Below are 16,609 nucleotides of genomic sequence, written 5' to 3' on the forward strand. Positions count from 1 at the left end.
TAATAAAATAGTATTCTTATCTTTGTTAGAAACCTCATCGCATTTGGAACTGAAAATTAACAAAAGAAAAATTTTAAGGCGTTTTGTAATAACCGTTATTTCTATACTGGTTTTACTTACCCTTTTGATCCTGAGTTTAAGGCTTCCTGCCGTTCAAAACTTCATTAAAGACAAACTGGTCGTATATCTTGAGAAAAAGATCAAGACAAAAGTAAGTCTGGAAAGGGTCTACATAGGATTTCCGAACAGTCTTGTCATGGAAAATCTGTATCTGAAAGGACAGGATGTAGACACGCTTCTTGCTGTCAAAAAACTCGATGTAGGGTTAAATATGCTGAAACTTATCAGCTCCACTGCCGATATCACCTCCGTAGATCTTGACGGAGCACGGGCGAATGTAGTGCGCAAACCCAACGGAACATTCAATTTCGATTATATTATCAATGCATTTGCAACCAGTGATAAAGAAGAAAGCTCTTCCAAACCTTTTATTATTTCTCTTGATAAGATTAATTTAAAGGATATTGGAGTGACGTTCAACGACCAGCAGTCGAAGAATGATATCAAATTATATTTTAAATCTTTTGATACAAGGGTTAAAACTTTTGACCTTAGTAAAAACACCTATGCTGTTAATGATATTAATCTGGACGGATTAAAATTAAAATTAAAACAGGACCTTATTGAAGAGGTTTCTAAAAAAGTCGAGAAAAAAGTAGATTCCCTCAACGATAAAAAACCAATGAATATTGGCCTCAGAGGAATTAAACTTACCAATTTCGATATTGATTATGGAGACGACAATACCAAAACTTTTGCTAAAGTTCTGTTTAAAGAATTAAGTACGAAGATCAATAAACTGGATCTTGAGAATAACTCTTATAATATTTCCAACGTTGTTCTTTCAGGGGCAGATATTAATGCGAATCTTTATCTTCCTGCACAAAACGCTAATCCGAAAGATCAAAAAGAACCGGAAGTTTCAAAAGTTTCGGATCAGGATAAAGCGATGAAAGTGCTTCTAGGAAAACTTGTTCTGAATGATGTAAAAGCAGTCTACAACAATACGGCTATTGCTCCTACAAAACAGGGCATGGATTTCAATCACATGAATTTCTCTAAAATGAATGTAGAGGTAAGAAGCTTCAAAATGGAGAATAATACGTTTGCAGGAACAGTGAATTCCGCGGAGATTCAGGAAGCAAGGGGACTTGATATCCAAAAATTCAATACAGATTTTGTCTATGCTGAAAAAGAGGCTTACTTAAAAGATCTTTATTTACAAACTCCCAAAACGCTGATCCGTGATGAGGTGATTTTAAATTATGATTCCCTAGAGCAGCTGACTTCAAATCCAGGCAGTGTAAAAATTAAAGCTAATATTAAAGATTCCAAAATTGGTTTTGCTGATCTATTGAATATAGTTCCTACTTTACGCAATACCGTTCCGTTCAACAAATATCCTAACGCTATCCTGAATGTCAATGCTAATGTTCAGGGAATCGTCAATGATCTTCTGATCAAAGATCTTAAGGTGTCAGGTTTGGATCAGCTGAGAGTTGCGGCTTCCGGAAGAATCAAAAATGCGATGAATCCTGAAAATCTTTATTATGATCTCAGGATCGGAGAATTTTCAGCCGAGGCAAAAACAGTTTATAATCTTGTACCAAAAAATACGATTCCTTCCACTATTTCTCTGCCTTCCCACTTCAGTATTAAAGGAAGTGCAAAGGGAACGACCAAAGTTGTAAAGGCAGATCTTAACCTCTACTCTACCCTTGGAAACGCTGCTATTGTGGCAGAGGTGGATATGAGCAGAAAAAATCGTGAACTGTATGATGTAAAAGCTAATCTTCAGGCAATTCAGATCGGAAAGATCATCAGGAATAAGGATGTAGGAGCCATTACCGCTCAGATTTCTGCAAAAGGTGAAAGTTTTGATTTCAAAAATGCAAAAGCTGATCTGAAAGGCCATGTAGCATCGGCTGTCTATAAAGGATACCGCTACCAGAATATGGATCTTACTGGTAAGATTAATAAAGGAGTTTACCACATTGTTTTAAATTCAAAAGATCCGAATGCGAATCTGAATTTAATCGCTTCCGGAGTTTATAATGAAAAAAATCCTACTGTAAAAATCAATGGAGAGGTGATCAAACTCGATGTGAATAAACTTGGTTTCTATGAGAAGCCTATGATTATTGCAGGAAAAATCGACGGAGATTTTTCAAGCCTTGATCCGGATGCCCTGAATGGCTATTTAAACCTGAAGGATTTCGCTTTTTCAGACACCAAAGAGGTTTATCCTGTGCAGGAAGTGAATCTGAAAGCTTCTTCAACTCAGGATTCAACCCAGATTATTTTCAATTCTCAAATTGCTGATGTTTCTTTAAAGGGGAAATATAAACTGACTCAGATTTTTGGAGCTTTAACGCAGACCATTAATCAATATTATCAGTTCCAGAAACCGGCGAAAGGTCAGAAAATCGATCCGGGACAATTTTTCACCTTCAATGCCAAGATCAAAAATGATGATCTGATCAGAAAGTTTGTTCCGGAGCTGAAAAGTTTTGAAACGATCAATTTAGCTGGAAATTACAATGCAGATTCTCAAAAAATTGAAATTGACGGTCAGATCCCGCAGTTGCTGTATGGTGAAAATTCGCTTGAAAATGTCGCTTTAAAAGTGACTAATGAAAATCAGGCGTTACAATACAATCTTAATGCAGCTGCTTTAAAAAGCTCAAGCTTCACCTTGAAAAAAGTGGCTGTAAGCGGAGATGTCGCAGATAATACCATTAATTATAATATTACCACAAAAGACGATAAAGATGCTACGCAGTTCCTTATCGCCGGCCATGCAAAATCATTGAATGATATCACTGAAGTTTCATTGAATCCGAATGGTTTAAAACTCAACTACTCGGACTGGAATGTTGCTGAGAATAATAAGATTCAGATCAGCAGCAAAGGCATTCTGGCAGACAATTTTATTCTTTCCAATGCGGGAAGCCAAATATCTCTTCAGTCTGAAACGGACAGCCCAAGCAGTCCCCTCAATGTTACGCTGAAAGATTTTAAAATTGAAACGATCACTGAACTGATCAAGAAAGATACAGTATTGGCAAGAGGAACCATCAATGGGACAGCACAGCTTCGTGATGTTACCAAAAAAATGACCTTCACTTCTGATCTCAATATTTCAGACCTGATCGTCTATGGAAATGCGGTGGGGAACCTTGCTGTAAAAGTGAACAACGCTTCACCGAATGTTTTAAATGCGGATGTTGCTCTTTCCGGCAATAATAATGATGTGAAAATTCTTGGAGATTATAATACTTCTTCCAGCACATTTGATCTGAATATGGCGATCAATAAGCTTCAGATGAAAAGTGTCCAGGGCTTTTCCATGAATGCGATCACCAATACGGAAGGCTATCTTTCCGGAAATTTAAAGATTACAGGAAATACGGATCAACCGAATATTGTAGGGAAAGTAAAATTCAATGATGCCGGACTGGAAATTGCAAAAACAGGCAGTGATTTCAGAAAGCTGAATGATGAAATTGATTTTACCAATCGTGGTATCGAGTTTGACAAGTTTAAAATCAATGATAAGGATGGAAATTCTCTTGTGATCAACGGGCAGGTTCTTACGCAGACTTACAGAGATTTTGCTTTTAATCTTGACGTTAATGCCAAAGATTTCAAAGTGGTTAATTCAGAAAAATCCAATGATGCGATGATGTACGGAATTCTAGCTATTGATGCGGGACTTCGTATTCGTGGCAATCTGGATCTTCCGAAAGTTGACGGGAGACTGGCCGTTTCTGATGACACCGACTTCACCTTTGTTCTTCCACAGTCCAGTCCTTCCCTTCAGGAAAGAGATGGAATTGTAGAGTTCATCGATCAGGATCAGGTGGTTTTAAATAAAACGATCAAGGCTGATTCTCTGAAAGCTCAAAGCCGTTTCAAAGGAATGGATGTAAGCGTGAATATTGAAGTAAGCAAGGAGGCAAAAATGTCTATCGTTATTGATAAAGCCAACGGAGATTTTGTAAAACTTCAGGGTGAAGCTGAATTAACCGGAGGAATTGATCCTTCAGGAAAAACAACCCTTGTAGGAGTTTATGAAGTGGAAAAAGGATCTTACGAACTTTCTGTGAGCCTTCTGAAACGTAAATTTGATATCCAGAAAGGAAGTACGATCACATGGACGGGAGAGCCTACTGCCGCTATGATGGATATTACGGCTGTTTATAAAACGGAAGCACCCCCTATTGACCTTGTTGAACAGCAGGTTGATGATCCGACGGTATTAAATCAGCTTAAACAAAGGATTCCCTTCAATACTTTATTGAAAATGAAAGGAGAACTTCTAAAACCTCAAATCAGTTTCGACATTACCACCGACGAAAAAAACAATGCTGTTTCATCTGCGGTAACCGATGTTGTAGATCAGAAACTTACTCAGTTAAGGACTCAGGAATCGGAAATGAATAAGCAGGTTTTCGCCCTTCTTTTACTGAACCGCTTTATTGGAGAAAATCCATTTGAGTCCGGGGCAGGAATGTCGGCAGAAGCTATGGCCAGACAGAGTGTGAGTAAAATTCTTTCCCAGCAATTGAATAATCTCGCGGCCGGTTTGATCAAAGGAGTGGACATAGATTTAGGTCTTGATTCTTCTGAAGATTATTCTACGGGACAAAAAAATACAAGAACAGACCTGAATGTGGGCGTAAGTAAAAAATTACTGAATGACCGTCTGAAAGTTTCTGTAGGAAGTAATTTTGCTTTGGAAGGGGAAGCCCGCCAAAACGAAAACACAACGAATATTGCAGGAAACGTAACGATAGATTACAGTTTGTCGAAAGATGGCCGATACATGATGAGGGCGTATCGTAAGGATGAATATCAGGTGGCTCTTCAGGGGCAGATCATAGAAACAGGATTAGGGTTTATCATTACTCTTGATTATGATAAATTCCGTGAGATTTTCCAAAAATCCAAGAAAGAAAGACGTAAAAAAGAAAACAAGAATAACCAAGTGGTAGAATTTAAATAATGAAAAGTAATTTTAATATATATTGTAAATATTTGTTCGTTTCGGGGTTTGCCGCTGTTTCGGTCTCGTGTAGCAATACAAAATTTCTCAAGGAAGGCCAGATGCTGTACATCGGCGGAGAAGTGAAAGTCGAAAATGACAGTCTTTCAAAAAAGGAAAAGAATGAGCTCAAGGCGGCGCTGGAGGAAAATTTAGTTCCTAAACCTAATTCTAAATTATTAGGTCTGCGTCCGAAATTATATTTCTATAATATTGCCAAAGAGCCTAAAAAAGACAAAGGATTTAATTACTGGTTAAAATATAAAGTAGGTGAAAAACCTGTTTTACTGGGGGATGTAGATCGTGAATTCAACAGAAAGATTATTGAAAACTATTCTGAAAACAAAGGGTATTTCAATGCAAAAGCTACGTATGATACGGTATCCAAAAATAAAAAAGCCCAGGTTATTTACACCTTAAGACCTGGTGCAAGGTATCTGGTGAGTAACGTTAAGTTTCAGCAGGATTCCACACTTATCAACCGGGAAATTCAAAACTTCGCTAATAAAACCTTGCTTAAACCTGGAAAACCTTTCGACCTTGATGTGATCAAAGATGAGAGAGAGCGTATTGATAATGGCCTGAAGGAAAGAGGTTTCTACTATTTCAGTCCGGACAATGTTATTGTTCAGGCTGACAGTACAGTGAGCAAAAATCACAAAGTAGAGCTCAACGTAAAATTAAAAGAAGACACTCCTGATCTGGCCACGGAACAGTTCAGCATTAATAATGTTATTGTTTTCCCTAATTACAATATTCAGGATGTCAAAAGAGGAAAATACAGCGTCCCGATGAATCCTGATTCACTGGCCCAATATGCTTATGATGACATCTACGTCATTGATCCACAACATAAGTTTAAACCTAAAATCTTTGACAGAGCGCTATATTTCAAGAAAGGGGATCTTTATAACCGCTCTAATCATAATCTTACCCTTAATCGTCTGATCAGTTTAGGAGTCTTTAAATTTGTGAAAAATGAATTTATTGTTTCTGATTCATTAAAACATCAATTCGATGCGTATTATTTGTTGACCCCAAGACAAATTCAGTCGCTAAGACTGGAAGCTTTAGGCCGAACGAACTCGGCGAATTATGCAGGTAGTGAACTCAACCTGAACTGGACGCACAGAAATTTCTTCAAGGGAGCAGAACAATTTAAAGCAGCGGTTTACGGAGCCTTCGATTTTCAGATGGGAGGCCAGGAAAATGCACAGAATCTATTCCGTGCAGGAACTAATGTTCAGCTTTCAATTCCAAGAATTGTAGCACCTTTCCGCTTTAATTCTTCAAGTGCCTTTGTTCCGAGAACGAATATTACGTTGGGGTATGAGTTTCAAAACCGTACTCAACTTTATACCCTTAATAATTTTAATGCGGCCTTCGGCTACGTGTGGAAAGAGAATGCCAGAAAGGAGCATGAATTAAAGGTTATTGATATTACACTGGTCTCTCCAGCTAATGTGACTGCTAAATTTTATGAACAGGCAACCACTCCTGCCGCACGAAGAGTCGTTGAGAAGCAGCTTATTTTCGGACCTACGTATTCTTATACCTATACCAATACAATGCTTCCTAAGACCAATACGATCTATTATAAAGGAACATTGGATCTTGCAGGAAATATTACCGGTTTGGTGACTGGTGCCAATGTAAAAAATGATAAAGAGAAAAAAATCTTTGGAGTTCCTTTCAGTCAATATGCAAAAATTGAAAATGATTTCAGGTTCTATCATAAATTTACAGAAAAGACGTCCCTGGCTACAAGATTTATTGGAGGAGTAGCTTATCCATATGGAAATTCTGAATTCATCCCTTTCTCTAAACAGTTTTTCTCAGGAGGAAGTAACAGTATCAGAGCGTTTCGTGCAAGAACTTTAGGCCCGGGAAGCTTTGATCCGAGAACTATTGAACCGGGAATTTTAATAGACCAGGCAGGTGATATTAAATTGGAATTAAATGCAGAATACCGTGCCAATCTCTATAAATTTTTAAATGTAGCGGCTTTTGTAGATGCAGGGAATGTTTGGCTGATGCATGATGATCCTGATAGACCAGGGGCTAAGTTTTCAAAAGAATTTTTAAGTGAAATTGCAGTTGGAGCCGGAGTTGGTCTAAGACTTGATTTCTCTATCTTAATTTTAAGACTGGATCTTGCTATGCCTTTAAGAGTTCCTTACTATGAAAAAGGAGAGCGCTGGGCATTTGACCGAATCAATTTTGGAGATTCAAGCTGGAGGAAAGATAATTTAGTTTTCAATATAGCCATCGGATACCCTTTCTAATATGACCCACACTATCAAATTTTTCTGGGAGGTACTTAAAGAGACCTTCGACGAATGGAACAGCTCTTCCGCATCAAAAGATTCGGCAAGTCTGGCCTATTATGCGATATTTTCTATTCCCGGATTATTGATTATTATTATCTGGATCGCAGGAAACTTCTTCGGTGAAGAAGCTATCCGTGGTGAAATCAGTAACCAGATCAGCGGATTAATGGGAACGGATGTTGCAAAAAGTATTGAAGGAATGATTGCCGGTGCATTGATTGACAAGCAGAATATTTTCATGAAAATAATAGGAATCGGATCTTTAGTTTTTGGTTCTACCACTTTATTTTTTCAGCTGCAGCATTCTTTAAATACGCTTTGGGATGTAGAAGCAGCTCCTAAAAAAGCTTTGTTGAAATTCATTTTAGACAGAGCCAATTCATTGGGAATGATTCTTATTCTCGGTTTTCTACTGATGATCACCATGATTTTATCTTCCATGATCAGTCTGTTTAATAACTGGATCACGAATTATTTTGGCCTCGAAACCTATATGATTGTAGAGCTGGTGAATTTTGGAATTGGTTTTGGCCTGGTTATGCTGCTGTTTGCGCTCATGTTCAAGGTGCTTCCTGATGTAAAGATCAGCTGGAATCCTGTATGGAAAGGCGCTTTGCTTACTACGGTTTTATTTACGCTGGGTAAATTTTTACTAAGCCTTTATTTTGGGAATTTTAAACCGACTTCTGCTTTTGGAACTGCCGGAACCGTGATATTAATTATGATGTGGATCAATTATTCCTGTATGCTTGTGTTTTTCGGAGCAGAGTTTACTAAAGTCTATAATAATAAAAAGGGATATCCCATTGTTCTTTCAAAACATGCCAAATGGAGTGCGGCCAAGCTGTACAGAGATAGTAGAAAGGATGATTTGAATGAGAGCTGAGAGGTATGAGATTCTTTTTAACCGATACTTACCATTATCAGCAATTCGATTTTACATTAAAAATAAAGCCTCCTGAAATTTCAGGAGGCTTTATTTTTTACATTCTGTCTACGGTTCCGATGCCGAGCAGGGTGAGTGATTTTTTAATTGTTTTTGCAGTGAGATCTGATAGATTCAAACGTAATTTTTTCAAGTTTTTGTCTTCAAGCTTCAGAATGACATTGCTCTGATAGAATGAATTATAAGCCTTCACTAAATCATAAACATAATTGGCTACTAAAGCAGGACTTAGTGCTTCTGCTGATTTCGCAACTACTGTTTTATAATTAGTTAATAACATGATCAGTTCTTTTTCATGTTGATTTAAAGTCACCTCTGAAACTTCCTTATAATCTACCTCTGCTTTTGACAATAATGATTGAATACGGGCATAGGTATAGAGAATAAACGGACCTGTATTTCCTGAAAATTCTACACTTTCAGCAGGATCAAACAGCATCTTTTTCTTTGGATCTACCTTTAGCATAAAATATTTCAAAGCAGCTAATCCTATGATTTCATAAGAAACCTCTTTTTCTTCATCTGAAAGTCCCTCCAGTTTTCCTAATTCAGTAGTGATTGATTTTGCAGTTTCATACATTTCCTGCATCAGCTCGTCAGCATCTACAACGGTTCCTTCACGGGATTTCATTTTACCGTTAGGAAGTTCTACCATTCCATAAGAAAGGTGGAATAATTGATCTGCCCACGAGTAGCCTAATTTTTTCAAGATTTTAAATAAAACCTGGAAATGATAATCCTGTTCGTTTCCTACTGTATAAATGAGTTTCTGAATATTGTTTTGTTTAAAACGCTCAACAGCTGTTCCCAAATCCTGAGTCATGTAAACAGAAGTTCCGTCCGAACGAAGCAAAAGCTTTTGATCCAGACCTTCATCCGTAAGGTCGCACCAAACTGAACCGTCTTCTTTCTGATAAAGAATACCTTTGTCCAAGCCTTCCTGAATCAAATCTTTCCCCAGAATATACGTATTACTTTCATATTGAACCTGATCGAAATCAACACCTAATCTTTTGTATGTTTCGCTGAAACCTTTATACACCCAGGCATTCATTTCTTTCCAGAGCTTTCTTACCGTTTCATCACCTTTTTCCCAATCTAAAAGCATTTTTTGAGCTTCAACAATTAATGGAGCGTCTTTTTTAGCCTGGTCTTCAGTTGATCCCTGTGCTACAAGTTCAGAAATTTCTTTCTTATAATTTTTGTCAAATTCTACATAATAATTTCCTACAAACTTATCTCCTTTGGTATGGGTAGATTCCGGAGTTTCTCCATGTCCGAATTTCTCCCACGCCAGCATAGACTTGCAGATATGAATTCCTCTGTCATTGATGATCTGAGATTTAATCACATCATATCCTGCCTCTTTAAGAATCTGCGCTACAGAAAAACCTAATAAATTATTTCTGACATGCCCTAAATGAAGCGGTTTGTTGGTATTTGGAGAAGAATACTCCACCATTACCGTTGAATTTTTCTTTTCTATACTATCAAAGTCGTTGCTCACAGATCTGAAGTTATCCACAAACAACTGGTTTTTCACCTTAATATTAAGGAAACCTTTTACCACATTAAAACTTTCAAAAAGCCCTTCCTGTTCTGTTAAAGCACCTCCTAATTCAACACCAATGCTTTCCGGATTTTTTTTAAGTTGCTTTACCAATGGGAATGTCACAATGGTAAAGTCCCCTTCAAATTCCGTTTTATTTTCCTGAATTTCAAGCTTAATATCTTTCAACTGGAATATGTTTAAAATAACCTCCGAAAGCTTCTCTTCTATAATATCTTTAATATTCATGTGTATAATTACTTTTTAAAGGCCAGATAAATCAGCCCATTTCGTCTAAAAATTTTGAGATACAAATATACGGAAATAAAAAAACCGCCCGAAGGCGGTTTTTGATATGAATGTATATTTTTAGTTGATATCCCAGAATATTTTTGTAGTCAGTTTATCACCACCTATTGCAGCACTTGCGGCGGAATAATTAGTACCATTAGTCGTAGATTCCAATGGTGGGTACTGAAGTCTTACAGGAACTTTTCCTGCTGCATTAGGAATAGCTGTACTTGGTGCAACTAATTGAGGATAATCAAGTCTTCTATAAAAGTTCCAAGAAACTACTGCCTGATTATACATCGCTACCCAAGCTTGTTCACCTATTGACTTTTTCCAATTCGCTGCATTATATGGGTGGGCTGCAATATAAGCAGGAGCTGCTGCTGCTGAATTCCAATCAGTAAATGATGAAGTTACTGCTGTATTATATAACGCTGCAGGAGCACCACCTATACCCCATCTTGCTGATGCCTCTGCTAGATAGAATGCAACTTCAGTATAACTCAAAATAATTCCGGGTGTAGTATTTGTATATGCAAAATCTCCGGCATTAGAGAAAGAAGAAAAGTCTCCCGGTGCACCAATAACCTGGCCTATATAGTCTCCATCTACATCTGAATAATATTGACTTATTCTCGCATCATTATTGTTATTCATAAAATCAACAAGTGTTTTCCCAGCAATAAAATCGTCTCTGGAAACAGTTTCTAAGTATATTGGACTTTGATTTGGTGATGCTGCCAAATACTGAAATTTACAGTCGTCACCCGCTGAAGTAAACACCCCACCAGTGATTGCCTGATTTACTGTATTTTGAGCTAAAGATGGATTAACATCAGCTAATGCAATTCCCATCTTCAATAATAAAGAGTTTCCAAATTTTTTCCATTTACCAATATCTCCTTTATAAAATATATCACCGTTCCCAAAAGTACCTCCAGTTAGCGTCAATTTATTTACATCAGCTTTTACTTTTGTAATAAGATCTGTGTAAATATCAACTGCTTTATCATATTTTGGAAGGGGATATTGATCATTATCAAGCGCTTGGGTATATGGTATATCTCCATATGTATCCACTAAAATCTGAAATGTGTAAGATTTCATAAGATCTATTATAGCAAGCTGATTATCTCTTTTTGCAGGCCACGTAGCAGATTCAGCAAACGTTGGAACATAAGCTGTAATAATTTTAGATGCCTGATCGAGATTCTTCAATACATTTACATAATTATCTCTCCAAACCTGGTTAGATACGTTACGATTGGTAAAATCATAATTACTCTCGTTTACATAGATTGTTTCCGTCCAGTACTGCATTGTCAACCTAAAATTATTCTCATTAACGTTGGGGGTCGTCACATAATCACTTAATTCTTTTTGTGCGAAAGTAAGAAGTGGCTCGGGCAGTGTTTCATAGCTTGCATACGGATCTGAATTCACATCCTCAGCCGTTTGGCAGCCTGTTAATAAAAATGCCAGTATTGATATTGTTAGTATTATATGTTTTTTCATAATTTCTAAAAGTTAATTTTTACATTAAACGAGATATTTCTTGTTGCTGGCATTACTCCAGATTGATACCCTTGAATATTTCCAGAGGACAATCCTGCTTCAGGATCTGAATAAGGCAGATTTTTATGAATGATCCAAAGATTACTTCCAATTAAGCTCATGGACATGCCTTGTATAAATTTTGAATTAAAGACATTTTTATCGAATCTATAGGTAATCGCTACTTCTCTCAATTTTACAAAGCTAGCATCATAAACATAGGCAGCTCCAGGAAGGTCAGTTTGTAAAACCTGGCTGGATTGCGATTTATCCAATCTGATTGTATTTGGAATATATTGACCTGGATTGTTAGGGTCTTGCATTACTCCAGGTAAAATTACACCACCTCCATTTGCAAGCGGATTTCTGATAGGATTCCCCAAATCGTTGGTCCCTACTGAATCAGGATATAGACCTGTTCCGTATCCATAAAACTGATCTAAAGAATAAATTTTCCCACCCTGTCTCCAGTCGATCAAAAAGCTTAATGAAAGATTTTTATAGTTCAATGTATTATTTAACCCCGCACTCCATCTAGACTGAAAACTTCCTTGGTTATATATTGCTTTATCTGTTATTAAATAAGCTCCATTAGCACCTACAATCTTCTGTCCGTTTGAGTCATAAACATAATCGGAAGTCCAGATTGAACCATAATCTCCATTAAGAGGTGCATTAATACTTACCCCCCCCTGAAGTGCTCCAATGGTAATATTTTCTATGCCATCATTAAGTTTTGTTACTTTCGTCCAAGGATTGGACCAGTTTAATGTTAAATCCCATGAAAAATTGTTCGTTTTAATAGGAGTTGCATTAACACTAACTTCAAACCCCTTTGTCGTTAATTCACCTGCATTTTCAAATTTAGCTGTTGCTCCGTTAGCTAGAGAAACCGGCAATGGAAGAATTTGCTCATATCCTTTATTTTGGAACCAAGCCACATCAAATCCCAAACGATTATTAAACAGTCTTGCTTCAATACCAAATTCCATATTCTTAAGGCTTTGTGATCTAAGGTCTGGATTTCTAAGTACTGCATTGTAAGCGTTTGAAAGGAGATCTCCAAAAGAAGCTTGAGAAAGATATCTGTCTTTTAATCTATCTGCCGCTGTATCTGATCCTACAGATGCATAAGCTGCCCTCAACTTACCGAAGCTAAGCCATTTTTGTTGAATTAAATTTGAGAATACAATACTTCCTGATATAGAAGGATATGTATATACATTATTCCCATTATTCAAAGCTGTAGTCTGATCTCTTCTGTAGGTACCTTCCAAATAATAGGTATTTTTATAACCTAATGAAACCTGTCCAAAAACACCATAGATGTATTTAGACAAATCTGAAATCACAGGTCTGGCAGGGGATGATGCAGAATTGGCAATCGAGTATAAGCCCGCAACTGATAATCCACCGGACGTAGATTGTTGATTAGCATAATCTCTCTGGACATTGATGTTTCCCCCTACTAAGGCATTCACATTGAAATCATCAGTAATATTCTTTTTATAGGTTCCAATAAAATCATAATTGGTCTCTGAAAACTTATATTCGCTCAATGCATATCCTGATGGCTGGTTAACTATATTTAACCCAAAAGTGTTCCCTGCATATGATCCCACAGCTTTTCTCTCTTCAACCATCATAGTATAAGTATCCCTTCCTGCTCTAAATAGTAAGTTAATATCTTTTGAAACATCATAATTTAAGCTGAAATTACCCGCAAAACGATCTTTTGAATCATTCTGATAATTTTCATACCTCTGAAAATATGGATTATCCCAGAATGCAGGTCTCAGATCCGTTCTGCTTCTTATATTCCATGTGTAATTTTTTCTAAAAGTACTGTATAGATATTGCAGATCTTTAACATCTACATTGGTTGGCCACCATTGTCTGAAATTGGTCATAATATTATCATTATAACCTGTAGTATTTCTACCTGTTGTTTTTTGTGTTATATAATTCGCGTAAAAATTGGCTGTTAAGTTATCCGCTAACTTATATGAAGCATTACCCGTAAAATTATTTTTTATCAATTCACTGTTTGGCATAATATCAGTGGCATTGGTATTGGTATATCCGAATCTATAAGTAGCCACATCATTTCCTCCACTTAGGGAGATACTGTTTACGTAATTTGTTGCTTTATTAAAAAAAGTAATAGGTCCGTTTTTTGCCATTTTCCATGGGGTCATCTTGCCTTCTGTAGGAGAACCTGGAATGAAAGCTCCGTACTGCCAGACCATAGAACCATCGTAAGCAGATCCATAAGATGCATCATTTCCAAAGCCTACAATAGGGCTTCCCTGATAAGTTCCAGAAAAACTATTTCCAGTATAGCCCTGTCCATATTGCGTCTGATATTTCGGGAAAGTAGATTTATCTATTGATGAAACTGTGATAGAGCTGGAAAACTCTAATCCAATGCCCTCTTTGTTCTTTTTTCCTCTTTTTGTAGTGATGATAATTGCTCCATTCTGAGCTCTTGAACCGTATAGCGCAGTAGCTGCTGCCCCTTTCAGAACGTTAATTGTCTCTATATCGTTGGGGTTAATATCTGAAACGGAACTTCCATAATCATACCCTCCTGCACCATTTGTCTGGTTTGTGCTATTGACATTTTTATTCATTACCGGAACACCATCCACAACAAAAAGTGCCTGATTGCTATCCAATATTGATTTATAACCTCTTGTAACCACGTTAATAGATCCCCCAAAGTTGGTACTTTGCTTAATCTCTAGCCCAGCTACTTTTCCAGATAGGTTATTTAAGAAGTTAGTAGTAGGATTTTTATTGACAGCATCACCCTTCACTTCTTGAGTTGCATAGCCAAGAGATCTCTTCTCTCTCTTTATTCCGAGTGCAGTTACTACTACCCCCTCAATTTCTTTTGTTTTTACCGTATCGTTCTTCTGTTGAGCATTAGCAATGGCAACAGATGAAGACAATACCAAAACAAGCAGACTTGTTGTTAGTTTCTTCATATCAAATTTTAATTTTGTGACTGTACAAATTTGTAAAACTTTCTTAAAAACACAAAACAAAATCGTAAAAAATTATTAAATATTCATTAATTTTCAAAATAAAAACACTAAAATCTATTAAATTAAGTTAAAATATAATCAATTAACAAAAATAAACCATTTAAGCAATATTTTTTTTCAGAAAAATACAAATCCATTTAATTGATAATCTCTATATAAAACATTAACAAAAAATAACAATAACAAATTGATAGTCAGAACCATTAGCAATATCACAATGAAAAATAAATAAATAACCGACCATCAATACAATGCTATGCATATTATATTTTTCAGCTTTAAAATTGACTATTATATACTAAAACAACAAAAAACCGCCCTCGGCGGTTTTTTAAATATTATTTAAGATCAAATTAATTGATATCCCAGAATAATTTTGTGGTTGCTTTATCACCTCCAATTTTACTGGCAGCAGCGTTAACATTTGTTCCGTTCAATACATATTCCTGGTCAGAATAGGGCATTCTATAAGGTACAGATGACAAATTAGATTTTGGAGGATTAACGAGGATTGGGTTATCCAGACGTCTAGTAAAGTTCCAGCTAGCAAAACCTTTGTTAAACATTGCAATCCAAGCTTGTGTACCGATAGATTGTTTCCAGTTGGCCACATTAAACGGATTAACAGCTAAATACGTTACTGTATTGGCTGTACTTACTCCATTTTCTCTCATAGATTCTGTTACAGCAGCAATATAAAGATCTGCGACAGTACCTCCAACAGAATATCCTCTTGCTGCAGCTTCAGCTTTTAAGAAGGCTACTTCCGCATAACTTAACAGGTTAGATGCTGTAGTAGCACTTCTAAAGTAAGAACTTAATTGAGAGAAATTAGTATAAGGATCATTTAATTCTCCAAAAACTCCTCCTTTATAAACTCCTCCAACTTTTGTAAACCATATGTCCATTCTTGGATCTGATAAACTACTCATGGTATTAATAGTTAACTGACTTGGAATGAAATCGTTTCTATTGGAAGCTACTAAATTATCATATACTGGATTTGAGAAAGTCCCTCCGTCATATTTGAATTTGTAAGCTTCATCATCAGAAGAAATTACCCCACTTGCAATGGCAGATTCGACAGTTGTCTTTGATAATGCTGGGTCAACATCTGCCAAATTCATTCCTAATCTTAATTTAATAGAATTAGCAAATTTTTTCCATTTAGTCATATTACCACCATATACCAGATCAGAATAACCAGTAGCTGTAGGTTTTATAGTAGCATTAGCTGCATCGATCCTTTTAATTAAGTCAAGATAAATAGTCTTGGCATCATCATATTTAGGTGTTAAAATCTCATCAGGTTTAAAAGCTTCAGAGTAAGGAACATCCCCATAAGTGTCAACTATATTTTCCCAGATAAAAATTTCTTCAATTTCTAAGGTTGCCAACTTGTTGGTACGTATATCATCCGTCTCAACTTCATTAACCAGATTCATTTTTGCCTGTTTCAGATTATTGATACTATAAACGTACATTCTGTTAAAATGGTTACGAGGCTGGTTACGGGTTACCAGATTATATTGAGTTTCATCCGGATATTGAGTTTCTGCCCATTGTTGTGTAAAGAATCTGTAGTTATTAAAATTCACACTTGGATTATCCATATAGTAGGATGACTGATACATAGCAGTCGCTAACAGATTATCAGATGGAAGAACTGATGGATGTTTAGGATCAACATTAAGAGAGGTTAAATCACTTTGACATGAACTTAAAGCCAACCCAATACATGCAGATACCAAACTTATTTTTATAATATTTTTCATTTTTTAA

The 16,609-nt window shown here is 36.4% G+C and carries 7 protein-coding genes; 3 read left to right on the forward strand and 4 right to left on the reverse strand.

The window, feature by feature from the left end; translation table 11 throughout:
- Nucleotides 1–43: 43 nt before the first annotated feature.
- The 3 genes from BW964_RS15690 to BW964_RS15700 are packed head-to-tail and all read left to right on the forward strand — an operon-like array spanning nucleotide 44 to nucleotide 8,323.
- Nucleotides 44–5,068, forward strand: a complete 5,025-nt coding sequence (locus BW964_RS15690) for a translocation/assembly module TamB (protein WP_084175922.1) — start codon at nucleotides 44–46, stop codon at nucleotides 5,066–5,068.
- Nucleotides 5,068–7,392 (forward strand): translocation and assembly module lipoprotein TamL, encoded by a 2,325-nt coding sequence (gene tamL, locus BW964_RS15695; protein WP_076508560.1) that lies wholly within the window; start codon nucleotides 5,068–5,070, stop codon nucleotides 7,390–7,392. Before BW964_RS15690 ends, tamL begins: the two co-directional genes overlap by 1 nt.
- Nucleotide 7,393: 1 nt before the next feature.
- Nucleotides 7,394–8,323 (forward strand): YihY/virulence factor BrkB family protein, encoded by a 930-nt coding sequence (locus BW964_RS15700; RefSeq protein ID WP_076508562.1) that lies wholly within the window; start codon nucleotides 7,394–7,396, stop codon nucleotides 8,321–8,323.
- A 97-nt stretch (nucleotides 8,324–8,420) separates the two neighbouring features.
- Here the strand turns inward: BW964_RS15700 and argS are convergent, their stop codons facing one another.
- From argS to BW964_RS15720, 4 genes are all read right to left on the reverse strand, one after another.
- Nucleotides 8,421–10,181: an arginine--tRNA ligase gene (argS, locus tag BW964_RS15705; RefSeq protein ID WP_076508564.1), complete on the reverse strand. Its 1,761-nt coding sequence runs from the start codon at nucleotides 10,179–10,181 to the stop codon at nucleotides 8,421–8,423.
- A 120-nt stretch (nucleotides 10,182–10,301) separates the two neighbouring features.
- Nucleotides 10,302–11,738: a SusD/RagB family nutrient-binding outer membrane lipoprotein gene (locus tag BW964_RS15710; RefSeq protein ID WP_076508565.1), complete on the reverse strand. Its 1,437-nt coding sequence runs from the start codon at nucleotides 11,736–11,738 to the stop codon at nucleotides 10,302–10,304.
- Between the two features lie 5 nt (nucleotides 11,739–11,743).
- A complete protein-coding gene (locus tag BW964_RS15715; protein WP_076508567.1) occupies nucleotides 11,744–14,767 on the reverse strand; it encodes a SusC/RagA family TonB-linked outer membrane protein in 3,024 nt (1,007 codons plus the stop codon).
- Between the two features lie 413 nt (nucleotides 14,768–15,180).
- Complete coding sequence (locus tag BW964_RS15720) at nucleotides 15,181–16,602, reverse strand: SusD/RagB family nutrient-binding outer membrane lipoprotein (RefSeq protein WP_076508568.1); 1,422 nt, start codon at nucleotides 16,600–16,602, stop codon at nucleotides 15,181–15,183.
- Nucleotides 16,603–16,609 lie beyond the last annotated feature (7 nt).

It is taken from the genome of Chryseobacterium shigense, from assembly GCF_900156575.1.
In the GTDB taxonomy this organism is placed as follows: Bacteria; Bacteroidota; Bacteroidia; order Flavobacteriales; family Weeksellaceae; genus Chryseobacterium; species Chryseobacterium shigense.

What these genes read in the sequence shown, in the direction of transcription:
- BW964_RS15710 (WP_076508565.1), bottom strand. Translation starts at nt 11,738, where the DNA reads ATGAAAAAACATATAATACTAACAATATCAATACTGGCATTTTTATTA.
- BW964_RS15720 (WP_076508568.1), bottom strand. Translation starts at nt 16,602, where the DNA reads ATGAAAAATATTATAAAAATAAGTTTGGTATCTGCATGTATTGGGTTG.
- argS (WP_076508564.1), bottom strand. Translation starts at nt 10,181, where the DNA reads ATGAATATTAAAGATATTATAGAAGAGAAGCTTTCGGAGGTTATTTTA.
- tamL (WP_076508560.1), top strand. Translation starts at nt 5,068, where the DNA reads ATGAAAAGTAATTTTAATATATATTGTAAATATTTGTTCGTTTCGGGG.
- BW964_RS15715 (WP_076508567.1), bottom strand. Translation starts at nt 14,767, where the DNA reads ATGAAGAAACTAACAACAAGTCTGCTTGTTTTGGTATTGTCTTCATCT.
- BW964_RS15700 (WP_076508562.1), top strand. Translation starts at nt 7,394, where the DNA reads ATGACCCACACTATCAAATTTTTCTGGGAGGTACTTAAAGAGACCTTC.